At 66.6% G+C, this 24,975-nt stretch carries 27 protein-coding genes; 9 read left to right on the forward strand and 18 right to left on the reverse strand.

The window, feature by feature from the left end:
- Position 1 precedes the first annotated feature (1 nt).
- Together THSYN_RS36580 and THSYN_RS34225 are read left to right on the forward strand one after the other, a co-directional pair.
- On the forward strand, positions 2-397 hold the full coding sequence (locus tag THSYN_RS36580) for a hypothetical protein (RefSeq protein WP_100917962.1): 396 nt from the start codon (positions 2-4) through the stop codon (positions 395-397).
- A gap of 288 nt (positions 398-685) precedes the next feature.
- Positions 686-862 carry a hypothetical protein gene (locus THSYN_RS34225; RefSeq protein WP_157817849.1) on the forward strand — a complete coding sequence of 59 codons (177 nt, stop codon included), beginning with the start codon at positions 686-688 and terminating at the stop codon, positions 860-862.
- A gap of 126 nt (positions 863-988) precedes the next feature.
- Here THSYN_RS34225 and THSYN_RS21880 read toward each other — a convergent pair whose 3' ends face one another.
- From THSYN_RS21880 to THSYN_RS21895, 4 genes are all read right to left on the reverse strand, one after another.
- Positions 989-1,717: a hypothetical protein gene (locus THSYN_RS21880; protein ID WP_100920992.1), complete on the reverse strand. Its 729-nt coding sequence runs from the start codon at positions 1,715-1,717 to the stop codon at positions 989-991.
- Positions 1,714-2,046 (reverse strand): hypothetical protein, encoded by a 333-nt coding sequence (locus tag THSYN_RS21885; protein ID WP_100920993.1) that lies wholly within the window; start codon positions 2,044-2,046, stop codon positions 1,714-1,716. The genes THSYN_RS21880 and THSYN_RS21885 overlap by 4 nt, the downstream gene beginning before the upstream one ends.
- Before the next feature lie 87 nt (positions 2,047-2,133).
- Positions 2,134-4,026, reverse strand: a complete 1,893-nt coding sequence (locus THSYN_RS21890) for a CHAT domain-containing protein (RefSeq protein ID WP_157817850.1) — start codon at positions 4,024-4,026, stop codon at positions 2,134-2,136.
- A 96-nt stretch (positions 4,027-4,122) separates the two neighbouring features.
- Positions 4,123-4,581, reverse strand: a complete 459-nt coding sequence (locus THSYN_RS21895) for a tetratricopeptide repeat protein (protein WP_100920995.1) — start codon at positions 4,579-4,581, stop codon at positions 4,123-4,125.
- A gap of 189 nt (positions 4,582-4,770) precedes the next feature.
- Between THSYN_RS21895 and THSYN_RS21900 the strand changes: the two genes are divergently transcribed.
- Both THSYN_RS21900 and THSYN_RS21905 read left to right on the forward strand, forming a co-directional pair.
- Positions 4,771-5,559 carry a hypothetical protein gene (locus THSYN_RS21900; RefSeq protein ID WP_236848644.1) on the forward strand — a complete coding sequence of 263 codons (789 nt, stop codon included), beginning with the start codon at positions 4,771-4,773 and terminating at the stop codon, positions 5,557-5,559.
- A gap of 213 nt (positions 5,560-5,772) precedes the next feature.
- Entirely contained in the window at positions 5,773-6,588 is an 816-nt protein-coding gene (locus THSYN_RS21905; protein WP_236848645.1) for a hypothetical protein, read from the forward strand.
- 82 nt (positions 6,589-6,670) lie between these two features.
- On the opposite strand, the gene THSYN_RS21910 is transcribed toward THSYN_RS21905, so the two are convergent.
- Entirely contained in the window at positions 6,671-8,503 is a 1,833-nt protein-coding gene (locus tag THSYN_RS21910) for an AMP-dependent synthetase/ligase (protein ID WP_100922539.1), read from the reverse strand.
- Positions 8,504-8,971: 468 nt separating this feature from the next.
- Between THSYN_RS21910 and THSYN_RS21915 the strand changes: the two genes are divergently transcribed.
- Positions 8,972-9,508, forward strand: coding sequence for a hypothetical protein (locus tag THSYN_RS21915; RefSeq protein ID WP_100920996.1), 537 nt, complete (start codon positions 8,972-8,974; stop codon positions 9,506-9,508).
- 102 nt (positions 9,509-9,610) lie between these two features.
- Here the strand turns inward: THSYN_RS21915 and THSYN_RS21920 are convergent, their stop codons facing one another.
- From THSYN_RS21920 to THSYN_RS21930, 3 genes are all read right to left on the reverse strand, one after another.
- The gene (locus THSYN_RS21920; protein WP_157817851.1) at positions 9,611-10,393 is read right to left on the reverse strand and encodes a putative bifunctional diguanylate cyclase/phosphodiesterase; all 783 of its coding nucleotides are present in this window, start codon (positions 10,391-10,393) and stop codon (positions 9,611-9,613) included.
- 48 nt (positions 10,394-10,441) lie between these two features.
- A complete protein-coding gene (locus tag THSYN_RS21925; RefSeq protein ID WP_100920998.1) occupies positions 10,442-12,613 on the reverse strand; it encodes a diguanylate cyclase domain-containing protein in 2,172 nt (723 codons plus the stop codon).
- Positions 12,614-12,692: 79 nt separating this feature from the next.
- Entirely contained in the window at positions 12,693-12,881 is a 189-nt protein-coding gene (locus THSYN_RS21930) for a hypothetical protein (RefSeq protein WP_100920999.1), read from the reverse strand.
- Between the two features lie 260 nt (positions 12,882-13,141).
- On the opposite strand from THSYN_RS21930, the gene THSYN_RS21935 reads away from it, so the two are divergent.
- From THSYN_RS21935 to THSYN_RS21950, 4 genes are all read left to right on the forward strand, one after another.
- On the forward strand, positions 13,142-13,531 hold the full coding sequence (locus tag THSYN_RS21935) for a Uma2 family endonuclease (protein WP_236848646.1): 390 nt from the start codon (positions 13,142-13,144) through the stop codon (positions 13,529-13,531).
- 608 nt (positions 13,532-14,139) lie between these two features.
- Entirely contained in the window at positions 14,140-14,442 is a 303-nt protein-coding gene (locus tag THSYN_RS21940; RefSeq protein ID WP_100921001.1) for a hypothetical protein, read from the forward strand.
- Positions 14,439-14,732 (forward strand): BrnT family toxin, encoded by a 294-nt coding sequence (locus THSYN_RS21945; protein WP_100921002.1) that lies wholly within the window; start codon positions 14,439-14,441, stop codon positions 14,730-14,732. The genes THSYN_RS21940 and THSYN_RS21945 overlap by 4 nt, the downstream gene beginning before the upstream one ends.
- The gene (locus tag THSYN_RS21950; protein ID WP_216644610.1) at positions 14,716-14,982 is read left to right on the forward strand and encodes a hypothetical protein; all 267 of its coding nucleotides are present in this window, start codon (positions 14,716-14,718) and stop codon (positions 14,980-14,982) included. The genes THSYN_RS21945 and THSYN_RS21950 overlap by 17 nt, the downstream gene beginning before the upstream one ends.
- A 138-nt stretch (positions 14,983-15,120) precedes the next feature.
- Here the strand turns inward: THSYN_RS21950 and murI are convergent, their stop codons facing one another.
- The 10 genes from murI to bamA all read right to left on the reverse strand — a co-directional run bounded on the left by murI (position 15,121) and on the right by bamA (position 24,703).
- Positions 15,121-15,948, reverse strand: coding sequence for a glutamate racemase (murI, locus tag THSYN_RS21955; RefSeq protein WP_100921003.1), 828 nt, complete (start codon positions 15,946-15,948; stop codon positions 15,121-15,123).
- A gap of 31 nt (positions 15,949-15,979) precedes the next feature.
- Entirely contained in the window at positions 15,980-16,396 is a 417-nt protein-coding gene (locus THSYN_RS21960) for a type II toxin-antitoxin system VapC family toxin (protein ID WP_100921004.1), read from the reverse strand.
- The gene (locus THSYN_RS21965; protein WP_100921005.1) at positions 16,380-16,625 is read right to left on the reverse strand and encodes an antitoxin; all 246 of its coding nucleotides are present in this window, start codon (positions 16,623-16,625) and stop codon (positions 16,380-16,382) included. The genes THSYN_RS21960 and THSYN_RS21965 overlap by 17 nt, the downstream gene beginning before the upstream one ends.
- Before the next feature lie 356 nt (positions 16,626-16,981).
- Positions 16,982-17,821: an exodeoxyribonuclease III gene (xthA, locus tag THSYN_RS21970; protein WP_100921006.1), complete on the reverse strand. Its 840-nt coding sequence runs from the start codon at positions 17,819-17,821 to the stop codon at positions 16,982-16,984.
- Between the two features lie 285 nt (positions 17,822-18,106).
- On the reverse strand, positions 18,107-19,270 hold the full coding sequence (lpxB, locus tag THSYN_RS21975; protein WP_100921007.1) for a lipid-A-disaccharide synthase: 1,164 nt from the start codon (positions 19,268-19,270) through the stop codon (positions 18,107-18,109).
- Entirely contained in the window at positions 19,270-20,040 is a 771-nt protein-coding gene (gene lpxA / locus THSYN_RS21980) for an acyl-ACP--UDP-N-acetylglucosamine O-acyltransferase (protein ID WP_100921008.1), read from the reverse strand. Before lpxA ends, lpxB begins: the two co-directional genes overlap by 1 nt.
- Positions 20,037-20,564, reverse strand: a complete 528-nt coding sequence (fabZ, locus tag THSYN_RS21985) for a 3-hydroxyacyl-ACP dehydratase FabZ (RefSeq protein ID WP_100921009.1) — start codon at positions 20,562-20,564, stop codon at positions 20,037-20,039. Before fabZ ends, lpxA begins: the two co-directional genes overlap by 4 nt.
- Positions 20,564-21,661, reverse strand: a complete 1,098-nt coding sequence (lpxD, locus tag THSYN_RS21990) for a UDP-3-O-(3-hydroxymyristoyl)glucosamine N-acyltransferase (RefSeq protein ID WP_100921010.1) — start codon at positions 21,659-21,661, stop codon at positions 20,564-20,566. The genes fabZ and lpxD overlap by 1 nt, the downstream gene beginning before the upstream one ends.
- Entirely contained in the window at positions 21,658-22,146 is a 489-nt protein-coding gene (locus THSYN_RS21995; RefSeq protein WP_172965385.1) for an OmpH/Skp family outer membrane protein, read from the reverse strand. Before THSYN_RS21995 ends, lpxD begins: the two co-directional genes overlap by 4 nt.
- 202 nt (positions 22,147-22,348) lie before the next feature.
- On the reverse strand, positions 22,349-24,703 hold the full coding sequence (gene bamA, locus THSYN_RS22000; protein WP_418219892.1) for an outer membrane protein assembly factor BamA: 2,355 nt from the start codon (positions 24,701-24,703) through the stop codon (positions 22,349-22,351).
- Positions 24,704-24,975: the final 272 nt, after the last annotated feature.

The raw sequence follows: 24,975 nt of genomic DNA on the forward strand, positions 1-24,975 counted from the left end.
GATGGCCTCCACGGCCCTCAACGACTACGTCAACTTCCCCCACGTCGCCCAGGTCTGTCGCATCGAACGCGCCGTCACCGAACTCACGTCGGGCAAGCAACGCGACGAGACGGTGTTCGCCGTGACCAGCCTGCCACCGCAGTTGGCCGACCCGCCGCGACTCCTGCAACTCAACCGCGGCCACTGGGGCATCGAGAACCGCTCCCATTATGTCCGCGACGTCACCTTCGACGAGGATCGCTCGCGCGTGCGCGTCGGCCACGGACCGGCCATCATGGCCAGCCTGCGCAACTTCGCCATCGCCTTGGCTCGTCTGCACGGCTTTACCAATATCGCCAGCGCCCTGCGCGCCTTCGCTCACCAACCGCGCCGGGCCCTGGCCGCCATCGGCGTCTGACACCCGACGCCGCTGACGCTGACGCACGGCCGCTCCGGCGGAGGCTGGCGCTCGCCTGCGCCCGCGCACTTCCCCTTCGCGCGCCTCGCCCAACCCCGCGATCGTCTTCGCCAGATCTACCGCCCGACCGTCACCCGCGCGCTTCGCATCGCCCGAGGCCCCCGCCGCTACGTCAAGCCCCCGGACTTTGACGGGACCCTGCGGGGCCGGCATGTACCAGTGGCGCCAGGACGACCATTTCCCGATACTTGAAGAAATCTACCGACGCTACCGCGAGGCGGGTATCCGATGTCATACACCTTTCAAGACTTTCGCCGCGACCTCGCACGCGAGACGCTGCCTGAACTGACCCCGGAGGAGCGGCTGCGGGGGCTGCCGCCGGAAGAGGTCCTGCGGGGGCTCAGCGACGAAGACGCTGACCGGCTCAAAGAACTGTTGGAGCGTCGCAAGTCCGGTCGGCCGTGACCTGAATCGATCGCCGGTGTCGGCCGCGAGGTCGGCATCCCTGGCGACCTCCTTCCGGCATCTCACCGCAATGCCGGACACAGCGACGGCAAGGGCCAAACCCGGGACCCGCAGCGCAACGCCGCCCTAACGCGGCCCGCACCCCGGCGGGACCGGGGTCAATTCCATCGCTGCAATCTCAGCGACCGGGACCACCAGGCTCGGGTGCTGCGGCTTGACCGGGGCGTCCGGCGGGTCGGCGCGGAACAGGGCCAGGACCCCGCCGCTCTGGATCAGCAGCCGGTACTGGCCCGCGGCCAGGGCCTCGGGCAGGCCCGGGAGCGACTTGGCGAGCATCGAGGCCTCCTTGGACACCACCCGAACCGCGGGGAAGGTACAGAATCCCTCGCCCTCATGGCGGGCGAAGCTGTCGTCCGCCGTCTGCCGCCCCAGGGCATAGGCGCCCCAGAAAAGGAGCAGGATCAGGCCCGGCCGCAGGACCCGGGCGGCGCCGCGGGTCGCGGTGCGGGTCTCCGCGCTGAACCGCGGCCAGGGCCGGGCCTGGAGCCGGCGGCGCGCCCAGGGCCAGCAGCGCAGGAAGGGCGCCAGCGCGACCACGACGGCGCCCGGCACCAGCCACCAGAGGTTCGCCGTCACCACCCAATAGCCGTACATGGCGAAATAGCCGCTGGGGATGCCGAGCCCGATCACCCCCAGGTCGAAGGATGCGAGCCATTGTTCCGCGTAGCCCCAGCCGGCAACGAACAGCAGCGCGGTGGCGAACGTGACCAGGAGCGTGGCGTCGAGGGCGATCCCGGCGAAGGACGGCGCGCCCGCCGCCGCGGGCAGCGCTGTCTCGGCCGCGGGCGCGGTCATGGCCGACGCCCCGCCGGGGCGGCGGGGCCCTCATCGCCCGGCCGCATGATCGGGGGCAGCGGGGGGCCGCGGCGTCCCTCGCAGAGTTCGCAGGGCGGCGTGCCGGCCGCGATGCGCGTCATCGCCGGCCCGCCCGGGATCTCGACCCGGTTCGGACCGGACGGGAGGCGGCACTCGACATAACGTGACCGGACCGCCCCGCGGTAGCCCTCGACGCAGTCGTAATAGGGCGTGCGGTCCGGGGCGACCAGACAGAAGCAGGACCCGGCCCAGGCGGGGGCGCCCAGGGTGAGCCCGAGACCGAGGGTGAGACGGGCGGCGAGACGCATGGCGGAGGTCCTCCCAATGTCCTGAAAGACGATAAGTTTAGCCGACGGACCGGGCAGCCGTCGCGCCGCGGGCGTGGCTTCCCGGCACTACCTGCGCTCCACCAGCACATAGGGCGCCCAGTGCCGCGGGTCGCGCTTCTCGGGACGCTCGCTGCCGATCCAGTCGAGTTGGGTCCGGCGCAGTGCGGACGCCGGATCGGCGGGCAGGCCGGGCTTGCGGTCGAGCCAGTTGCGATAGAAGTCCGTGACGAATTCGGCCGCCAGGTCGTCGTTGAGCGGGCGCAGCGTCATGAGGACATTGGCGGCCCCGGCGATCTGGAAGGCGCGTACCAGGCCGTAGACCCCTTCGGACCTGTCGACCTCGCCCTTGCCGGTGTCGCAGGCGGAGAGTGTGACCAGTTCGGTGCCGGTCAGGTCCAGGTCCAGGACCTCCAGGGCGTTGAGGATGCCGTTGTCGGACTGGTCCGCCCCGGCCTTCGCGGTTGGGACCCGGTTGGCGCCGGCCAGGGCGAGCAGGGAAAGTGTCATGGGTCGCTCGGCCGGGTCGGCACGCGGAATGAAGCAACCGTGGGTGGCCAGGTGCAGGACACGCGGCGGTGGGGAGTGTGACTTGAGCCGGGACTTGCTGGCGTCGCGGCCCTGGAGGACCAGGACCTCGCCGCCATCCGGATCGAAATGGGTCTTGAGATAGTTCATCTCAACTGCGGTTCCGGGGACCGGCGGGAATACGCTACAGGCGGCCCGCAGGCGCGGGTTGGGCTGGTTTGGGCCGGTATTGGCGACGGTGCGTGCTAGCGCTGCACCGCTAGGCTGTGACCGCGACTTCGCCTTCTTGGGCGACTGGACCGACCGCGCCGAACCGTAGTCCACTGCGCCGAGCGCGAACAAACCACGCGCGGCCGGCACCGGCTCGCGGGCGATCAAGTCGCGACCGCTGCGCACCTGGCGCAAGGTCTGCCGCTCGATCCAGTAACGACCGTCAGGTAGTTTGAGGCGGGCGAAGGGAACCAAGTCCAGTGCCCCATCGGGGGCGATATAGAGGGTGTCGAAGCCTGCCAGTTCCCGGTCAAGTGGGCCGAGCAGGGCGGCGTAGAAACGGGCGGAGGCGGCGTCGATCTCGGCGCCTATGGCCTCGGACCGGGCCTGCGCCTGGGCCGGCGCGGCGAAGTTGGCCGCATCGTAGCCCTCGGCGCAGGCTGGACGTTCAGTTCGCTTGGCGAGATAGCGCGCGAGACAGAGGTCCTCGTCGGTGAGTCGGGCCATGTTCTCTCGATCGGACGCGGATGCCGCGACCGGACCCAGGTCGACCAGGCGCGGAGCCTTGGCCTTCCCGTCGCTGCCGAGATCGGCGCTCGCCTCCAACACCAGGGCCAGCCAATGGTCCTCATCGAACTGCCTGCTCTTAAAGTTGAACGACTTGAACGCGCGCAGGTCTAGCAGAGCCGCATTCCGCGGCAACGCCTGCCGCACCGCCTGCCAGGTGGCCGCCTCGCTAGCGGCCTGGTTGGCGAAGGTGCGGATGCGGGTCCTGAGTGCCACTTCCAGTCGATCCAGTTCGGCCAGGGACTGGTCCCGCGCCTGCTTGCGCGCGGACAGTTGCTCCGGCTTGGCGTCCGGCAGGGTGACCAGTCGGCTGTAGTCGGACCGGGCCTGTTGGACCTGCCGGGCAAGGTCCCGTATCTGCGGGTCGCCGCTGGTACGGGCGAGCCGCGCGAGCACCGCTTCCTGCTCACCCGCCAAACGCTTCCAGCGCAGCAGGATATCCGCGGCCAGGGGCTGGGCGTCGCTGTACGAGCGGGCCAGGGCTAGGGTAAACACAGCATCTTGGAGCCTGGACTCGGTCGCCAGCCATTGGCGGCGTACCAACTCCGATCCAGTGGTATCCAACTGGCGCCCGACGAAGGTCCGCAGGCGCCCGTCGATGATCCGTAACTGGGCTAGGGCCGGGTTCAGTCGGTCCATGTTGACCAAGGCAGTCACCAAGTTGAACTCGACCTCAATGGTGTCTTGATGGGCCTCCCCGAGCACGCGTTCCCTGGCCTGCAGCGCGCGGCGATAGAGCGGCTCCGCCTCGCCTTAGCGGCCCTGGGCGCGGTATAGGGCGGCGAGGTTGTTGATGCTCGTGAGGGTATCCGAATGCTCGGCCCCCAGCACCCGCTCACGGACCTCCAGTGCCCGGCGGTCGAGCGACTCCGCCTCACCATAGCGACCTTGGGCTTCGTATAGAAAGCCGAGGTTGTTAACGCTTTTGAGGGTATTCGGATGCTCGGCCCCAAGCACCCGCTCGCCTCGCTCGAGCGCGAGCCGGGCGACCGGTTCGGCCTCGGCATAGCGACCTTCCTGGAGAAGGCCAGCCGTCTTGCGGTTCAGGGCATCCACCAGCGCCGCCGCCTTCGGCTTCGCCCCGGTCTGCTTGCGCAGCGCCGCGGTAACCTCATCGATCAGCGCCTGCTCACCGCCCTCCTCCCCCCCGCCCACCGGCCCGACGAGGATCAGCGCGAATACCAATGCAAAAGCTCGGACGAAAACCGACATGGCGAAGCTCCATGACCATAGCAAAGACCCGCTCGGGGTCCGGTGCGTACCGCCCCTGCCCGCGGGCCGGGTCGCGACAACCGCGGGCAACGCGGGGGATGATAGCGCAACGGCGATCCCACCACTTGCCGGATGCACCGCCGCCCCCTACCCTAGCCCGATCATCGATCCACCGCCGTGATGGCACCCATGATCAACTGGCACCGCCTCTTCGGCCTGGCCCTGGAAGACTACTTCACCGGTACCCGCTATGCGGTGGAGATGGAGAAGGACGTCGCGCACAAGCGCCAGGTCCTGGATGTCGTCATCGTGCGCGGGACGGGCGAGGCCCTGGTCGACCCCTGCGACGGGCTGGAAGACCTCAAACCCCACAACCTCCTGACCTACAAGTCGGGCCAGGAGAGCCTGGACGCCTGGGCGATCGAGGAACTGATCGGCCATTACGTCAACTACCGCAAGGCGTTCGCACCCCGGGAGCCGGCCGGCGAGTTCGGGCTCTACGCGGTCACCACCCGCCGCCCCCGCGCCCTGGCGGAACAGGTCGCACTGGAGCGGGTCAAACCCGGGGTCTACCTCCTGCCGGTCGTGGGCCGCACGATTACGCTGATCGTGCTGCGCGAGGTGGCGCCCTGCCCGCGCAACGCACTGTGGGAGATCTTCAGCTTCGAGGCGGCGAAGATCGCCGCTGGGGCCGGCATGTACCAGTGGCGCCAGGACGACCATTTTCCGATACTTGAAGAAATCTACCGACGCTACCGCGAGGCGGGTATCCCGATGTCATACACCTTCCAAGACTTTCGCCGCGACCTCGCACGCGAGACGCTGCCTGAGCTGACCCCGGAGGAACGGCTGCGGGGGCTGCCGCCGGAGGACCTGGTACGTGGACTGCGCACCGAGGGGCGCCTGCGCGGGCTCAGTGACGAAGATCTCGCCCAGCTCAAAGACCTGCTGGAGCGCGGCACATCCGGCCGTCCTTGATCCTGTTCCCGGCCACGCCGTGCCGCGGCACGTCCGCGACATGGCTCCCGCGGTGCGGTGAGAGCACGCGCGGCACCCGGGTCGAACGTCGGGAGCGCAGCACCCCTGCTTGGAATCGAGGCGAGCGCGATCCGACCCCGGAAGCGACCCCGGCGTTGTGCACCCCGCACCCCGCACCAAGCCAACAGCCCCGCGTGAGCATCCAAACCCAGCATGATCAACTGGCACCGCCTCTTCGGCCTGGCCCTGGAAGACTACTTCACCGGCACCCGCTATGCGGTGGAGATGGAGAAGGACGTCGCGCGCAAGCGCCAGGTCCTGGATGTCGTCATCGTGCGCGGGACGGGCGAGGCCTTGGTCGACCCCTGCGACGGGCTGGAAGACCTCAAACCGCACAACCTCCTGACCTACAAATCGGGTCAGGAGAGCCTGGACGCCTGGGCGATCGAGGAACTGATCGGCCATTACGTGAACTACCGCAAGGCGTTCGCGCCACGGGAGCCGGCCGCCCGGTTCGGACTCTATGCAGTCACTACCCGCCGCCCCCGCGCCCTGGCGGAACAGGTTACGCTGACGCCGGTCAAACCCGGGGTCTACCGGCTGCCGGTCGTGGGCCGCACCATTACGCTCATCGTCCTGCGCGAGGTGGCGCCCTGCCCACGTAACGCACTGTGGGAGATCTTCAGCTTTGAAGCGGCGAAGGTCGCCGCCGGGGCCGGCATGTACCGCTGGCGCCAGGACGACCATTTTCCGATACTTGAAGAAATCTACCGACGCTACCGCGAGGCGGGTATCCCGATGTCATACACCTTCCAAGACTTTCGCCGCGACCTCGCACGCGAGACGCTGCCTGAACTGACCCCGGAGGAGCGGTTGCGGGGGCTGCCGCCGGAAGAACTGGCGCGTCGGCTTCGCCCTGAAGAGCGTCTGCGCGGGCTTAGCGAAGAAGAGCGGCTGCTCGGACTCAGCGACGAGGCGGCAGCCCGGCTCAAGGACCTGCTGGAGCGCCGGACGTCCGGCAAGCAGTGAACTGAACCGGGCGACGCGGCGCTTTCCGTCGCCCATCGCACGAAACGGCCGGTCAGGCGTCCACACGCGTCAAACGCCGGAATCAGGCCGCCCCACCCGGCAGTTCCCGCCCCGCATACAGCCGCCGGATCACCTCCCGGAACCGCTCCTCCAAGCGCCCGCGCTTGACCTTCATGGTCGGCGTCAGCAGGCCATTCTCGATGGTCCAGGGCGCGAGGCTCAGGTGCACCGCCCGCACCTGCGCATGGCGCGGGAAGCCCTTGAGCAGGTCCTGCACGCGCGCAAGGACCGCGGCGCGGGCCGCGGACTGGTGCAGCGCGGCGGGATCGTCCGGGTCGAGCGCGAGACCCGCGGCCAGGCGCGCCCAGGCGTCGGGCTCCAGCACCAGGAGCGCCGCCAGGTAGGGGCGGCCCTCGCCCAGGATCAGCGCCTGGGCGAAGAGCGGGTTCATGGTCAGCGCCGACTCCAACTCGGCGGGGGGGATCTTCTCGCCGGCGGAGGTGACGAGGATCTCCTTCAGCCGCCCGCGGATATAGAGATACCCGTCGCGCAGTTCGGCCAAGTCCCCGGTGTGCAGCCAGCCGTCGGCGTCGATGGTGGAGGCGCTCGCCGCCGGCTGGCCCCAGTAGCCCAGCATCAGACCTGGGGTCCGGGCGAGCAGTTCGCCGTCGGGTCCGATGCGCAGTTCGAGTCCCGGCAGGGGCCGCCCGACCGAGCCCGGGATACAGTCCGCGGGTGCCGTGTTGGTCAGCACCGGGGAGGTCTCGGTCAGGCCGTAGCCCTCCGTCAGCGGCAGGCCGAGCCCGATGAAGAAGCGCGCCACCGTGCTCGCCAGGGGCGCACCGCCGCTGACCGCCACCCGCAGCCGGCCGCCGAACCGGTCCAGGACCTGGCGCGCAATCAGACGCCGCAGCACCACGGCGGCCAGCCGGGCGAGTGGACCCAGGACCGGGCCGCGCCCCTGCGTCACGAGAAAGCGCCGCCAGCCCAGGTCGACGGTCGTCTCCAACAGCCGCCGCCTGAGGCCGTGCGGCCCGAGCCGGGCCTGGATGACCAGATAGACGCGCTCGTAAACGCGGGGGACCCCGAGCAGGACGCTCGGGCGGATGCGGATCAGGTCCTGGCGCAACAGTTCCACCGAGCGCGCAAACGCGACCTGGGCGCCCGCCATCATGGGTAGGTAGTAGCCGACGGTGCGCTCGAAGCTGTGCGCCAACGGCAGGAAGGAGAGAAAGCAGTCGGTCGGGTAGGCCGGGATGCGCCGCAGGACCGCCTGCGCCGTCCACAGGATGCCGTGATGGGACTGCATCACCCCCTTGGAGCGGCCGGTGGTGCCGGAGGTGTAGACCAGGGTCGCCAGGGCGTCCGGGTCCTGGACCAGGTCCACGAGGTCAGCCGACGCGCGCGGCAGCCAGTCCGCGAGGTCGCGCAGGGTCTCGTCCGCGGCCGGTAACTCGCGCTTCAGACACAGGACCCGGCGCAGCGCCGGAAAGGCGGCGCGACCCGCGGCGAGGGCGGGCCAGCGGCGGTCGGAGTCCAGGAGCAGCAGGCGGGCCCCTGAATCGGCCAGGATGTGGGCGATGTTGTCCGGGCTGTCGGTGGCGTAGAGCGGCACCGGCACCAGCCCCAGGCCCAGGGCCGCCTGGTCGCAGCAGACCCAGTCGACCCCGTTGGGCAGGCTCAAGGCGACCCGGTCGCCCGGTTGCAGGCCCTCCCCCGCGAACCCCAGTTGCCAACGCCCGACCAGCCCTGCCAGCGCCGACCAGGTGTAGTCGCGCCAGGCGCCGCCCTCGAACTGGCGGTAGGCGACGGCCGCGGGCGAGCGCGCGACCCGTTGGCGGAAGAGTCCGGGGAGGGTGCGGGCCGCGTCACAGGTGATGCTGTGCGGCGGCAGGCCGGGGCTTTCGGTGGTCATGGCATGGACCTCCATCCAGAAAAACGCGCTCAGACTCAAACGGGCGATGCCCTGCCACTGATCCGGCCAGCCGTGACCGCGACGTCGGATCAGGGACCGGAGCGGCCGGGCGGGGCAGCTTGCGCTACTGCAATTATGGCAACTGAGCGCCAAATGGGCAGCCCGGCGCGCCCCCCGGTGCGCACCTGCACACAAGGTCGCTGGTCCGCACCGCGGCGGCCTGCTGGATCTGAATCAGGAAGAGCGCAAGTTACTGGGGCAGGGTTCGACTTGGAGGCCGAATCCTGATTCACCCGTCTGCTACCCAGGCCCCCGGGACCGCCAGGGCTCGCTCGAACCCTGGGACCTGCCGGACGGCTCTTGGGACCAGTTCGCCGACTCGCGCCTGATGCCCCACCTGCAACGGCCGCTGCGGCGCGGCGAGACCGCACAGTTCACCCGTCTGGCCGCACTGGGGCAGGCCGCGCGGTGCCGCGGATCAACCTCACGAGCGACATCATCGCCAACGTCCCCGGCGAGACCGAGTCTAAGTGGCCCGAGACCCTGGGCTTCGTCGCCGCCATGGGCTTCGGTCAGGTCCATTGCCTCGCCTATTCACCGCGAGTCTGCACCCGGGTCGCCGCGCTTGCCGGGCAGGTGGATCCGGCCACCACGCGGGCGCGGCTCATGGAGATGAAAGACCCTGCGCATCAGCTGCAACGGCAGGTGTTCGCATCCCAGGTCGGGCGGGACTACCAGGTCCTGCGCGAGGCCCAGCCCCGCGGCGGACGGCCCGGGGACCTGGTCGGCTATGCGCCAAACGACCTGCCGGTGCGAATCGACGGGCACCCGGACGCGGCGGCAATCGGTGAGATCCTGGAGTTCAAAACTTCACATAGGGGTCGCTATGTGAAGCTTCACATAGCGGCCAGGAGCTGTCAATCGGCGCGGATGAGGCGACCGCAGCGACGCGTGCTTGAGCTGCCATTGATTCCGCGCTGGTCGCCGACCGCAATGGCGTTTTGAGCCGACGCTTGTTTTCTCAGGAGTATCCTGATTCGGTTGGCCCAGGTCGATATCAGTGGTCGTTGGGAGCCGCAGTCTGATGCTTGTTCGCCGGTGACTTGATCAGGGTGGAACACAAGTCTTAGCGCTGACTTGCAGGCCGGCGTGAGTGGCTTCGGTCGGCGGTGATGGGCGCCAGGCGGCCAGCCAGCCGGGTAGCTCGCGGGCCGGCAGGGGATGGGCGATGCTGAAGCCCTGCGCTAGCTCGCAGCCGAGTTGCCGCAGCCGCTCGCCCTGCGCCAGGGTCTCCACTCCTTCGGCGACGGCCTGGCAACGGAAGGCGGTGGCCAGGCCCAGGATGCTATCGACGATCGCCAGGTCATCCGGGTTGTCGAGCATGTGGCCGACGAAGCTCCGGTCGATCTTCAACGCGGTGACCGCCAGGCGTTTCAGACAGGTCAACGAGGAATAGCCGATACCAAAGTCGTCCAGGGCGCAACCCACCCCGAGCGCGCGGCACTCCGCGAAGATTCGGGCGACCTGGGCCAGATCCTGCATCGCGCTGGTTTCCAGGATCTCCAGCGCGAGGCTCGATGGCTTGACCCCTGGATGCGCCGCCAGAAGGGCGCGCAGACGCGCGACAAAATCCGCCTGCCGTAACTGGCGCGTGCCGACATTGACGCTGACCGGGAGACCGAGTCCGCTCGCCCGCCAGCTATCCATCTGGGTCAGCGCGGTCTCGATGACCCATTCGCCGAGTTCGACCGCCAGCAGGTCATCCTCGATCGCCGGCAGGAACTCCTGCGGTAGCAGGAGTCCGCGTTTCGGATGCTGCCAGCGGACCAATGCCTCGGCGCCGATGACCGCTCCGGTGCGCAGGTTGACCTGGGGCTGGTAATAGAGCACGAATTCGCGCGCGACCAGGGCGCGGCGGATGCGCTCCAGACCTTCATGCTAACCGCGGATGCGATGATCCTCTTCGACGTTGAAGACATGGTAACGATTCTTGCCGGCCCGCTTGGCCAGATACATGGCCTGGTCAGCCTGGCGCAGCAGTTGATCCGCGTCGAGCGCGTCCGTCCCTTCGCTGTCGCCCGGAACCGGCTGCGGATAGAAGGTGACGCCAAGGCTGGCCGAGACCTGCATGACGACATCGCCGAGGGGCACCGGCGCGGCCGCGGCGGCGAGCAGGCGGTTGAGCAGCGGCACGCCGGCGGCTCTGTCGCCGAGATCGACCAGCACGGCGACAAACTCGTCGCCACCCAGGCGGGCCAGGGTGTCGCCTTCGCGCAGCATCTGCTTCATCCGGCGTGAGAGTGCGATCAGCAACTGGTCGCCAACGTCGTGCCCGTGGCGATCATTGATGGCCTTAAAACCATCCAGATCGAGATAGACCACCGCCAGGTATTGTCCCCGTCGCTGGGTCTGCGCCATGGCGTGCCGCAGACGGTCGTGCAGCAGCGTGCGGTTGGGCAGCGCGGTCAGCACGTCGGAATAGGCGAGGCACTCGAGCTGCCGTTCACGGTCCTTGAGCGCGGTGACATCGTCAAAGACCGCCACGACCTCGCCAGTGGGCAGACGATAGACAAAATTGTCATACCACCGGGTCAGTCGCTCGTCTTGGTAGAGCTTGACAGGGAACTGCTGTGGGATGCCGGTGGTCCAAACCCGTCGCAAGACCTCCAGCAGTCCGAGCGTCCCGACGCCCGGGAAGACCTCGGCCGGCGATTTTCCGACCAGATCTTTCCGCTGGACCCCGCGGAGACGTTCGGCTGCGCGATTGAAATCGCGGAACAGGACCTCCTGTCCAGGGTCGCGGATTTCATAGATCGCCACGCCGCTGCTGATATGATCGAACAAGGCATGGTAGCGTTGCTCGCTCTCGTGCAGAGCGCGCTCGGCCGCGCGGCGTTCGGTGACGTCCTGAATAAATCCAAAGAGGCGCGTGACCTGCTTGTCCGTGCCGATTTCCGCATGGCCAACAGCCAGCACGACCACCGTCGCGCCATCCTTGCGAATGGCGCGCAGATCCAGCTCGTAGGGTGTGCCCTGAGTGAGGGCGGCAGCCACCGCATCACGGAGTCGTTGCATGTCCCCGGCGATATAGAGTTGCACATGGTCCGCAAAGGACGGCGCCCCCTCGGCCGGATCGCGCTGCAGGATTCGGTACAACTCGTCCGACCAGGTGACGGTGTCCGTCGCCACTTCCCATTCCCAACTGCCGACGTGCGCGATCGCCTCCGCGCGTGCCAGCATGGTTCGATTGCGCCGCAGTGCCTCCTCGGCGAGTTTGCGCTCGGTAATGTCCGTCAGGATGCCGGTCCACAGCACACTCCCGTCCGGCTGAAGACGGGGCGTGGCCTGTCCGCGCACCCATTTGAGTTGGTCGGGCTGCCCACTGGGGTGGATACGATGTTCATGGAACCAGGGCGTGAGGGTCTGGTTCGCACGTTCCACCGCCGCCCGATGAGAGGGCCGATCGTCGGGCAGGATGCACAGGGTGAGCGCATCCGGGTTCGCGTAGGCCGCTTCCACCGGGATGCCATACAGGGTTGCGATGCCTGGACTGAGATAGGGAAACCGCCAGGCGCCATCGGGCAGCACCAGGAATTGATACACGACCCCTGGAACCGCCGCCATGAGCGCATTCAGCGCATCCAGCTCGGCCTGTTTACTCGAAGAGATGTCGCTGATCGCGACGTGACAGACGGGCGATCCATCGGCATCCGTTGCGGTGGCGGCTTCGAGCCGCGCCCAGATGATCGCGCCGTCCGGCTTCGCCATGCGCAGCGTGCACACCCGTGGCGTGCGGACAGGCTCTGACCGATTCTGTTCCGGGCCCGGTCGAGCCGCCAAAAGCGCCTCAAAAAGCGATTTACGGAACAGATAGAAGACATCCTGGTCCTCCCGGACGATGAACCGGGAGAGCGGCTGACCGGTCAGTGCGCTTCGGGTCAGACCCAGCAGTCTGGCGGCAGTGAGATTGGCCTCCCGGATCAGTTCCGGTTCGGAGAGTCGACTGACGCATCGTACACTGCATTCATCATGGTATGCGGCGTGGCGAGGCGTGGGCCAGTCCGCCGCCAGCTTCGCCTTCGCCGTCTGACGGCTTTGAACTGGGACCAAGCCCGTGATGGCCTCTGCTGGGAGACCCGATCAGTCTACCCGGATTCGGGGCCGGTCTGGAATGGTTTGCATCGCGCTGTCACAACCGACTCGCTGACGGACCACTGTCCCGGCAAACGCCATGGGCCAGCGGCTCCAGCGTCACCGCCGCCTGCCACAGGCGCGCGACCAGGCCCAGGCCGGCCACCGGGCAGCCGCTGGTCCAGAAGCGCTCCGTGCCGCGGCGGCCCGCGGGGGTAATCGGGGACAGACCCTGAGGTATCCCCACGGAATGTCTCTTTCGATCAAATAGATACAGAGTCGTTGAGTAGCCGGGTAAGCCTCTGACGCAGGGGTTCCGCTAACCTACTGATGTCTAGCTCAGATTCGTGGGGATACCTCAGGGTCTGTCCCCGCTTTCGTCCCCGCTTTCGTGCAACGACGCTGTGGGAGCGGCTCCAGCCGCGACGAGACCGCGCGGGAGGTCCGGCGTCGCCAAGCAAGCCGCGGCGGGCTCGGGCTATACTCGGGGCCATCCAACCCAGCGACATGAAGGTACGGCTCGTCTCCGGCAAGGTCGGTGCCTACCCCGATGTCATGGCCGTCTGCGGCGAGCGTCGATTCTACGACCAGCGCCGCGACCTGCTCCTCAATCCGACCCTGATCGTCGAGGTCCTGTCCGACTCGACCGAGGCCTACGACCGCGGCGACAAATTCGCCCATTACCGAACGGTGCCGAGCCTCGATGCCTATCTGCTGGTTTCCCAGAACCGGGTCGGTGCCGAGCTCTATGTGCGCCAGTCCGACGGCAGTTGGAGCCTGACCGCCTATGGCGCATTGTCCGATACGGTCCCATTGGTCGCTGCGGATGCCGTGCTGTCGCTCGCCGAGGTCTATGACAAGGTCGAGCTGCCGCCTTCGGACCTGGGGGCAGGCTAATGCGGATGCGGCGCGATCCCGGCAACGACCATGGCCTGGGTCCGCCCGTTGCAAGGTCCGATACCCCGGTGCGTCGTCCGGAGAGCAGGCAAGGGTCCAGAAAGCGCTGCTCGGCGCGGATGGCGCCGCAGAAGAAGCGCATGTACGCAAGCCGGTTCTCCAGCGTGCCCAGGTCGGGCCGAAATAGCGCATTGGCGGCATGGATGGCATGGCCCTGCCCGATCAGGGGTATGACGCCAGCGGGGCCTGCAAGCAGCGCCACCGCCGCGGTGCGCCCGCCATGGGCGAGCGCGACCTCCGCGAGGGTCCAGCACGGGCCATCGCGGCCGACACAGACAGGCAGTGGGGTCCGGCCCCGACCCTCGTTCCGTGCCCGGTCGAGCGCGAGTCCCAGAGGTCCAGGCGCCGACTTCGGACGCGCGATCCAATATACTGTCCGCGCGATCCCTGCCCCGCATTAACCGCGCGGCTGTCACAGAGAGAACCCTGGGCAGCGCCGGTGCGCGGGAGCCGCGCCGGACGCCGGTCAGGCCCGGCCAAGCGCATCCGGGGACCGCCGGACAACCGACACCGACCGCCGTCATCGTCACGCACAGGAATCCAAGACCATGGCCCGGAACACGATCAACTTTGAATTCAACCAATACATCGTCACCGTCGCGACGATCGTCGCTGCGGTCGCGGCCGGCTATCTGTCTTACGCCACGGGGATCGCCAATCCGCTGGTGGCCGCGGCGACGGCAGGGGCCATCGGGTTCGCCGTTTCCTATGCCCGCGATGGTCCGAATCCCCGCCGGCAGCTTCTCCATAGGTTTCCGCGTGGCCAGGACGCTTACCAATTGATTTTTATGTTCTTTACATCGCGAGAAACCAGGGGGAACCATTGCCAAACCCGCGGAGTGAGCGGATGACGCTAAAGTGCGAATGGGCCGACCGTAAAGCCGTGCTCAACCTAAAGAATCACCGGGTGAGCTTCGAGGAGGCATGTACGGTCTTTGCCGATACCCTGTCGGGTACCATTCCCGATCCGCTGCATCCGGCGAGCGAGGCGCGGTTCATCACGATCGGCCTGTCGGAGCAGATGCGGTTGTTGGTCGTGGTTCACGCGGAAGTCGGCGAGCGCATGCGGATCATATCGGCACGCTGCGCAACTTCACACGAACGCAAGAGGTATCAAGAAGGCTATGTCAAAGCACGCTGATCCTGACCTGCTCGATGAGTACGACTTCACCGGTGCCGAACGGGGAAAATATGCGGAACGCTTCCGAGAGGGAACGAATGTCGTCAAGCTGGACGACGATGTGGCAGAGTTGTTCCGTAGTGCGAAAGAGGTGAACGATGCCCTGCGCTCCATCGGCCTGATCATCCGCGCGCATCGCCAAACGGGGCTTGGCGATACGCCGGTGGTGGAGCGCGATGCGAGCGCGCTCCACCCCGGGCGGTCCAGATAGGCGGCGGGGATATATTTGCTGCCGCCAAGCTCCGCGACGGTGCGCCGGCTGTAGTCATTGACGCTGTCGCGGATGCTCCAGAGTGCCAGCTCCTCGCGCTTGAGGTGCCATTGGACCCGGTGTGCGTCGAGCAATGAGTCACCAACTGGACAGACCACTGTCCCGGCACACGCCATCCGGCAGCGGCTCCAGCGTCACCGCCGCCCGCCACAGCCGCGCGACCAGGCCCAGGCCGGCCACCGGGCAGCCGCTGGTCCAGAAGCGCTCCGTACCGAGGCGCCCCGCCGGTGCCAGCAGGCCGTCAGCCTCCAGGCGCCGCCGGACCTGGCGCGCGACGGCGACCCCCGAGTCCAGCACCGTCACCCCGGGACCGGCCAGGTCCAGGATCAGGGGCCTGAGATAGGGATAATGGGTACACCCGAGCACGATGCTGTCGGCGCCCCGCTCCAGTAGCGGGCGCAGGTAGTCGGCAAGCAGGGCCCTGGTGTAGTCACCGTCCAGGTCCCCCGCCTCGACCCGCTCCACCAGCCCGGGACAGGGCTGGAGCAGGACCTGGACCCCGGCGCCGACCTGCGCCAGCAAGCGGCCGAAGCTGTGGCTGGCGAGCGTGGCACGGGTCGCGAGCACGCCGATGACCCCGCTGCGGGTGAGCCCCACCGCCGGCTTGACCGCCGGTTCCATGGCGATGATGGGCACCGGGTAGCGGCTGCGCAGGAGCCGGGCCGCGGCCCCGGTCGCGGTATTGCAGGCGACCACCACGGCCTTGGCGCCCTGCCCGATCAGGAACCCGGTGAGCGCCACGGCGCGCGCCTCGATCAGGGCCGGCGGCTTGTCGCCATAGGGGGCGTGACCGGAGTCGGCCACATAGAGCAGGTCCTCGGCGGGCAGTTCCCGGCGGATCTCCGCCAGCACGGTGAGCCCACCGACGCCGGAGTCGAAGACCCCGATGGGGCGCGAGGCGGTCATGATCGGCGATGGGGCCGCGCGGACATGGGGATCAGGCGCTCGGCGAGGACACCCAGTCCTCGCACCGCAACCCAGGTACGCGCTTGAACTCCCGGGTGTTGTTCGTGACCAACACGGCGTCCAGCGACAACGCATGGGCCGCAATCAGCAGGTCCATGTTACCGATCGGTGTCCCCTGCCCATGCAGCACCGCACGGACACCGGCATAGGCGGCGGCGGCCGACTCGGTCCAGGGCAGCACCCGGAGACGGCGACGAAAATCGTCGATGTCGTGCCGAATCGCGGTGCCGCGGGTCGGATGGAGTTCGGCGCCGAACCACAGTTCGGCCAACACGACGACCGAGATGGCGAGATTGCCATGGCCCACCGCGTCGAACCTGGCCTTCACACTTGGCGGGCGGCGGCGGATCACGAAGCTGCTGGTATTGGTGTCAAGCATCCAAAGCATGGAGGCAGTCCCGCTCTTGGGGCGGCGCATCATCGCGATCGGCGAGAAACTCGTCCGGCGTCGCGGACGGACCGGCGAAGAAATCGTCCCAGCCGACGGGCTTCGGACGCAGGATCACGGCATCGCCCGCGCGCTCGATATAGACCTCTTTGCCCTCGAAGCGGAACTCGGCGGGCAGCCGCACCGCCTGGCTGCGGCCGTTGACGAAGAGCTTTGCGGTCTTGTGCACGGGAATGACTCCCACCTGGTATATATTATGAGTATATTCCAGCGCAACTGGTCACTCAAGTCGTAGTCGTAGGGTACGCATCGCGTACCCGCCAAGCTGCCACAACCGCCGGAGCTGGGTACGCGATGCGTACCCTACAGCTACCGGAAGTTTTCACGGGCCGGGTGTTGTCGTTGTCGTTGTCGTTGTCGTAATCGCGGTCGAATTATTCGATTACGACAACGACAACGACAACGACAACGACAGCGTACCTGGGATCTCGGTCACCACATCAGTTCTGATCGCACCTGGGACGCACCTTGCCGGTGATTATGACAATAGCGATAAGCGCATGACAATCCGAAGAGAATCTGTGTTCATCTGTGTTCATCTGTGGATTCCAGATCGAAGCTGGCCCACACCGGGCAATGATCGGAGGGCCGGTCCATGGCGCGCAGTGCATAGTCGATACCGGCCTCGCGCAGGCGCTCCTTCAGCGGGGCGCTGACCAGAATCAGGTCGATCCGCAGGCCCCGCCGGGGCTCGCGCTCAAAGCCCTTGGAACGATAGTCGAACCAACTGAAGCGGTCATCGACCGCCGGGTGCAGGACCCGGTAGGCGTCATGCAGCCCCCAGTCCATGACGACCTTGAGCCATTCGCGTTCCTCGGGCAGGAAGCTGCACTTGCCCTCGCGCAGCCAGCGCTTGGCGTTGTCGGCCCCGATCCCGATATCGAGATCCAGCGGTGCCACGTTCATGTCACCCATCACCACCAGGTTCTGATCGGGGCTGAAGGATTCGCGCAGATAGGCCGCCAGATCGCGATAGAAGGCGGCCTTGCCGGGAAACTTCACCGGGTGGTCGCGCCCCTCACCCTGGGGAAAATAGCCATTGATGACGGTGACTTCCCCACCCCCGGCCAGGGCATAGCGCCCGGTGATGGCGCGGCGCTGGGCGTCCTGCGGATCGCTCGGGAACCCCTTGGTCACCGCCAGCGGTTGCGTCTTGCTGAGGAGTGCGACCCCGTAGTGTCCCTTCTGACCGTGGCAATGCGCGCGATAGCCCACCCCTTCCACCATCGCCAGGGGGAACTCCTCATCAACCACCTTGCACTCCTGCAGGCCCAGGATGTCGGGATCGAGCCCCGCCCTCAGCGCCTCCAACTGGTGGGGCCGGGCGCGGATGCCATTGATATTGAATGAACAGATCGTGAGCATGTCGGTACCTCTGCTGCACCTGGTGGAACCCGTCGTCAGTGCGCACAATGTCACGTCATTGCGGGTCCGAGCGCGCTTAAGCCCAGAAGAAGAAGTTTAGCCGCAAATGAACGCAAATAGACGCAAATAATCAGCGACTTGGCCTTGGCTGCATGTTCACCGTCGGGGTGACGCCCGCGACGATGCTAACCAGCAGATTTATTTGCGCTTATTTGCGTTCATTTGCGGCCAAATACTCTTCTTGGGTTAAACGTAAGCCGTAAATTACGTATGTCATCTTCCGCTTCATCCCGGCGCGCGCCCGATGAGTTCGAGCACCGCCAAGGCCGCCGCGCGGGCCGCGTCGTGGCGCATCCCGGCATGGATGCGGGCATACTCAGCAGTAATCGCGGCCACCCGGGCGGGATCATCGAGCAGGGCCAGGATGGCCGGTGCCAGCAGGTCGGCACGACACCGGTCCTGCAGAAATTCCGGGGCCAACTCGCGCCCCGCGAGCAGGTTGGCCATGGCCGCGTATTGGACCTTCACCAGGCGCAACTGCGTGAGCAGTTGGTAGGTGAACGGGTGGACGCGATAGCCCACCACCATGGGGCGTTTGAGGAGCAGGGTCTCCAGGGTCGCCGTACCCGAGGCGGTGAGGACGCAATCCGCGGCGGCGATGACCTCGCGGCCCCGCCCCTCGACCAGGGTCACCGGCAGGTCCGGGGCCAGGCGTTGCAAGGCGGCGACGAAGCAGGCATGCAGCCGCGGGTTGACCAGGGGCACGGCGAAGCGCAGACCCGGGCGGGCGGCCAGGCAGGCGACGGCCGTCTCGATGAACGGCACCGCCAGTCGCTCCATTTCGCCCAGGCGGCTGCCGGGCAGCAGTGCAATCAGGGTACCTGACAGGGGCAGCCCCAGGGCGGCCCGGGCCTTGGCCCGATCGACCTGCAAGGGGATCTGGTCGGCCAGCGGATGGCCGACATAGCGGGCCGGCACCCCGTGTCGGCGCAGGAACGGCTCCTCGAACGGGAAGAGGCACAGCAGCAGGTCAACGGCGCGCCGAATCGCCTTGACCCGCCCCGGGCGCCAGGCCCAAACGGTGGGGCTGACGACGTGTACGGTACGGATACCGGCCGCACGCAGGCGCCGCTCCAGCCCCAGATTGAAGTCGGGCGCATCGATGCCGATGAACACATCGGGCCGGTCCTTGCGGAAGTGCTCGGTGAGTTGGCGGCGCCGCCGAAGCAGTTCCGGCAGGTGACCCAGCACCTCGGTCAGCCCCATCACCGAGAGGCGCTCCAGCGGGAACAGGGTCTCGCAACCGGCCGCCATCATCCGGGGCCCGGCCACCCCGACGCAGTGCACGCTCGGGACCAACCGTGTGAGCTCCGCGACAATGGCGGCTCCCAGGAGGTCGCCCGAGGCCTCGTTGGCGACGATGCCGACGCGCAACCCGGCGTCGGCCATCAGCGTACGATGCCGCGACCGCGCTCGGCCACGAAGGCGGCCAGCGCGGCGACCTCTGGGACCTCCGCGGCCAGGCCGCCGATACGCTCCAGGGCCTCGTCCAGCTTGAGCCCGGCCAGGTAGAGCGCGCGGTAGGCGCGCTTGATGGCGGCGATGGCCGCCGGACTGAAGCCGCGGCGGCGCAGCCCCTCGCTGTTGATGCCGTGGGGAGCCGCGGGTTGGCCGCCGACCGTGACATAGGGCGGCACGTCCTTGCTCAAGGCCGAGCCCATGGCACAGAAGCTATGGGCACCGAGCCGGCAAAACTGGTGGACGATGGTGAAGCCGCCGAGGATTGCCCAGTCCTGAATCTCCACATGACCCCCGAGAGAGGCGGCGTTGGCCATGATGACGTGATTGCCGATCCGGCAGTCATGGGCCACATGGGTATAGGCCATGAAGAGGTTATCGTCGCCGACGCGGGTGACGCCCTGGTCTTGGACAGTCCCGCGGTGCAGGGTGGCGCATTCGCGAATCTGGTTGCGGTCGCCGATCTCCAGGCGGGTCTCCTCTCCGCCGTATTTCATGTCCTGGGGGTCCTCGCCCACCGAGGCGAACTGGAAGATGCGATTGTCCCGCCCGATGCGGGTAGGTCCGCGAATCACCGTATGGGGTCCAACCCGGGTGCCCTCACCGATCTCCACCCCCGGACCGATCACCGCGAAGGGGCCGACGTCCACTCCGGCGGCAAGCCGCGCGCCCGGGTCGATGACGGCAGAGGGGTGAATCAAGCGTTGAAGTCCCGGGCGGTGCACATGATCTCGGCGCTCGCCACCAGGCGGTCATCCACCCGCGCCTCCCCGTTGAATTTCCAGATACCACGGCGCACGGCCAACAGCTCGACCGTCATGATCAACTGATCACCGGGCTCCACCGGGCGCTTGAAGCGCGCCTTGTCGATACCGACGAAGTAATAGAGCGCCTTCTCGCCCACCTCCTCGGGGCGCGACGCCATGGCCAGGATGCCGGTCGCCTGGGCCATCGCCTCAATGATCAGGACCCCGGGCATCACCGGGCGCACCGGGAAGTGCCCGACGAAATAGGGCTCGTTATAGCTCACATTCTTGAGTGCGACCAACCGCTGGTCACGCTTGAATTCCAACACCCGATCGATCAGCAGAAAGGGATAACGGTGCGGCAACAGACTCAGCACCTTGTGGATATCCATGGTGATGAGGTCCGAATCCACCCGCGCGCCCGGCGTGGCCGGCTCCCCGCAGTTCGGGTCCACCGGGTAAGGCTGAGATGCCTGCATCAATCGTCCTCCTGCGCCGGCGCGACGTCTAAGTCTGCGATGCGCGCCTCGAGTTGTTTGAGTCGGCGCGACAGCTCGTCGAGCTGTCGAAAGCGCGCCACGTTGCGCCGCCAGTCCGCGCTGGGCATGGCTGGTATTCCGCTGCTGTAGGAGCCCGCCTGCGGAAAGGACCGGGTCACCATCGCCTGCCCGGTGAAGTGGACACCATCGGCGATCGTCAGGTGTCCGGCCATCCCCACGGCCCCGGAGATGGTGCAGTTGCGCCCGATCCGGGTGGAACCGGAGATTCCGGTCATGGCGGCCATGGCGGTATTCTCACCGACCTGCACGTTATGGCCGATCTGAATGTGATTGTCGAGCTTGACCCCGTCGCCGATGAGGGTGTCGCCGATGGCGCCGCGGTCGATCGTGGTGTTGGCACCGATCTCCACATCATCACCCAGGACCGCCCGCCCCACTTGGGGGATGCGCACCCAGCGCTCCCCATCCTTCGCAAAGCCGAAGCCGGAGCGTCCGATCACCGCACCTGGATGCAGCAGCGCCCGCTTACCGATCAGGGTTCCGCGGCACAGGGTCACCCGCGCCACCAGGCGGCTGTCCTCACCGATCGTCACCCCTTCCCCGATGATGCACCCCGGACCGACGAAGACCCGCGGCCCGATCCAGGCCCCGGCCTCGACGACGGCGGTCGGCCCGATCCAGGCGCTGGCATCGACCACCGCCGTTGGCGCGACGACCGCCGCGGGATGCACGCCACCAACGACCGGCGGGGATGGATAGAGAAAACGGGCGGCCCGCGCGAAGCTGAGGTAGGGGTTGACGCTGATCACCACCGGCACCGGCGCCGCGTCCGCGTCGGAGGCGCGCAGGATCACGACCCCGGCGCGCGTCTGGGCCAGACCGGCACGGTATTTGCGGTCCCCCAGGAAGCTCAGACAATCCGGCTGCGCGGCGCGCAGCTCAGCGACCCGTGACACCCGGATGTGCGGGTCGCCGCGATAGGGCTCACCCAGCAAGGCAGCCAGTTGTCCGAGACCAAGGCCCCCGCTCGCGGCACCCGCATCTGCATTCGCCGCGCCCCGCCCGTAACTGCTCATTTGGTAGCCGAGTCCCGCTTCAGCCGCTCGATCACCAGGTCCGAGATATCGACGCGGGGGCTGTAATAGACCAGGCCCTCGGAAATGACCAAATCGATGCCGAGTTCCTTCGCCAGTTCGATCACCACTTCCTGCACCTGTTTTCCCAGCTTGGTCCGCAGCTCGTTTTGACGCAGGGCAAAGTCCTCCTGGAACTCGTCCTGCGCATACTTGAGTTTGCGGGTGCGGCTGCGGATGTCGTTTTGCAGCCGCTGCATCTCGCTCTCGCTCATCAGGGCCGCGTCACGCTCGAGCTTGCTCTGCAACACCGTGATCTGCTCCTGCTGTTGGCGCAGATTGCGTTCACGCTCCTCCACCTCGACCCGTAGCGCCTTGCCCGCCGCCTCGTACTGCGGGGAGCGCTCCACCACCCGGTTGGGATCGACCACGCCGATCTTATAATTCTCCGCGCCGACGCCCGGCGCGAGCAGGAGTGTCGCGGCGATGAAGCCGACGGCCGCCGGCTGCCGGTTCGCAGCCGCCCCCCAAGCAGCGAGTGCGGCCGCGACTGAACGTGAAAAAACGCTGATAACACTGTTGCTTGGCGATACCCTGGGGCGCCCCCGGCAAGTGCCTGGACAGCGCTCGCCAGCCTCATGATCAGTTGCGTCCGGTTGCGTCATTTGCGGCTTATCCGTTCTTTCCGGACTAAAAGGTCTGGCCGACCCCGAACTGGAAGACCTGGGTCTCATCGCCCGGCTTCTCGTTCAGCGGGAAGCCCAGACTGAGGGACAGGGCACCGATCGGCGACAGCCAACTGGCGGACAGGCCGGCGGAGAAGCGCATCTCGTCGAGATTAAATCCGGTTGGGTATATCAGGGGGTTGTCTTGCGTGACCCAGACATTGCCCCCGTCGAGAAAGAGCCCGAAGCGCAGGGTCTTCTCCAGATCGCCGCCGACCGGCGGTGACACCAACAGTTCGATACTGCCGACGATCTTGGTGTTACCGCCCGTGGGGTTATAGTTGATGGAGAGTTCGCGCGGCCCCAGGGTGTTGGCCTGGTACCCGCGCACCGAGCGCGGCCCGCCCGCGTAATAATTAAAGAAAAACGGCAGCGCGGTCAGGTCGCCGTACCCGGCCCCGTAGCCCAACTCCGTGGACAGGGAGAGCACGAAGCGCTTGGTCAGGGGGATGTAGCGGGTGCCCTCATAGCCGACCCGGTAGTAGGTCAGACTGCTCCCCGGGATCGCGAGTTCACCGTGCAGCGAGTGCAAATAGCCCTTGGTCGCGAATACCGCCTTGTCGCGCGTGTCGTCGGTATAGCTCGCGCTCATGATGAAATCGTTGAAAGTCTGGCCGTTCTGCTCCACGAAGGCGTAAACCTGCGGCGCGTAGAAAAAAGCGGTCAGTGGATTGTACTGGATATTGGTGTATTGGTAGCGCAGCGCAAAACCGGCGCGGCTGGTCTTTGAAATCGGCAACCCGAAATTCATCCCGGCGATGCCGGTATCCGTCGTGTAGGTCGCGTAACTCGTATCGGTCAACTGACTGAAATCCGTCGCCCGATACGACAGCTCGAAACCGCGGCTGATACCGTCGGCAGTATAATAGGGATTTTGGTAGCTGAGCGAATAGAGGGTGCTCGCCTGGCTGGTATTGAACGCCAGGGAGACGCGTTTGCCGGTGCCGAGAAAATTGTTCTGATTGATGCTCGCGTTCAACAGCACGCCCTGGGACTGGGAGTAGCCGATGCCGGCCATCAGATTGCCCGCGGGCTTCTCCCGGACCGTGACATTGACGTCCACCTGATCGGCGGAGCCGGCCACCGCCGGTGTTTCGGTGGTGACATCGTCAAAATAGCCCAGACGATTGAGCCGCTCGCGCGACTCCTTGACCAGGGCCGCGGAGAACCAGGCGCTCTCCAGTTGGCGCATCTCGCGTCGCAACACCTCGTCACGGGTGCGCGTATTCCCCTTCATGTTGACGCGCCGGACATAGACCCGCTTGCCCGGGTCCACGAAGAAGGTGACCGTCACCTGCTTGGCCGTATCGTTGACCTCGGGGACCGCATTGACATTGGCGAAGGCATAGCCCTCGTCGCCGAGCAGGCTGGAGATGCGCTCGGAGCTCTCGGTCGTCAGCTTGCGCGAGAACGGCTCACCACGGCGCAATTGGATCAGGGGAAAAACCTTGGTCACCGGCACCGCCGCCTCGCCCGCCAACTTGATGTCGCTGATCGTATAGGGGCTGCCCTCGTCGAGCACCACCGTCACGTAGATCTCTTTCTTGTCGGGACTGATCGAGACCTGGGTCGATTTGATGTCGAACTTGATGTAGCCGCGGTCGAGATAGAATGAGCGCAGACGCTCCAGGTCGCCCGCGAGCTTCTGCTTCGAGTATTGATCGTTCTTGGAATAGAAGGAATGCCAGGTGGTGGCACCCAACTCAAACTGCTTGAGCAGTTGCGGGGTGGCAAAGGCCTTGTTCCCGATGAGATTGATCTGCTTGATACGGGCAGTGAGGCCCTCGGTCACGTCGATGCGGATCGCCACCCGGTTACGCTCCTGCGGAGAGACCGTGGAGACGACCAGGACGCCGTACTTGCCGCGCGAATAATACTGGCGCTCCAACTCCTGCTCGATGCGATCCAACACCGAGCGGTTGAACACCCGCCCCTCCTTCAGGCCGATCTCGTCCATCGCCTTACGCAGCGTCGCCTCGTCGATATCCTGGTTGCCGACAAACTCGATCTTGGCGATCGAGGGACGCTCCTGTACCGTCAGGACCAGGACATTACCCTCCCGCTCGACCCGGACATCATCGAAAAAGCCGGTCTGATAGAGAGCGCGAATGATATTGCCGGTAACATCATCCCCCACGGTGTCGCCGACCTGCACCGGCAAATAATTGAAGACGGTGCCGGGCGCAATGCGCTGCAGACCTTCGACCCGGATATCGGCAATCTGAAACTGCTGCGCCGACACCGCGGCGCAGAACAGGAGCAGGAAGGCAACGAGGGGCAGACGCCGACCGCCGCCGATGTCAGCAAATGCTAGGTGCAAGGAGTACTCCCCCAGGGTCGAGACGCCGCCCGGATCGGGGCCGCGACTAAGGAACGGTTCACCAATAAGTTAAACAAGTCGATCAGCGAATGCCTTTAGCGTCGTTGTCGTTGTCGTTGTCGTAATCGAGGTTATCGTAGCGCCGCAGATGCTCTCGCACCCCGAATTGCATCGCTTCTCCGATTACGACAACGACAACGACAACGATGGTGTTTAACTTGTTCTTAACTCGTTACTAAAGGGCACCGCGAACATCACGGCACCCACGTGGG

This window comes from Candidatus Thiodictyon syntrophicum (assembly GCF_002813775.1).
Taxonomy (GTDB): domain Bacteria; phylum Pseudomonadota; class Gammaproteobacteria; order Chromatiales; family Chromatiaceae; genus Thiodictyon; species Thiodictyon syntrophicum.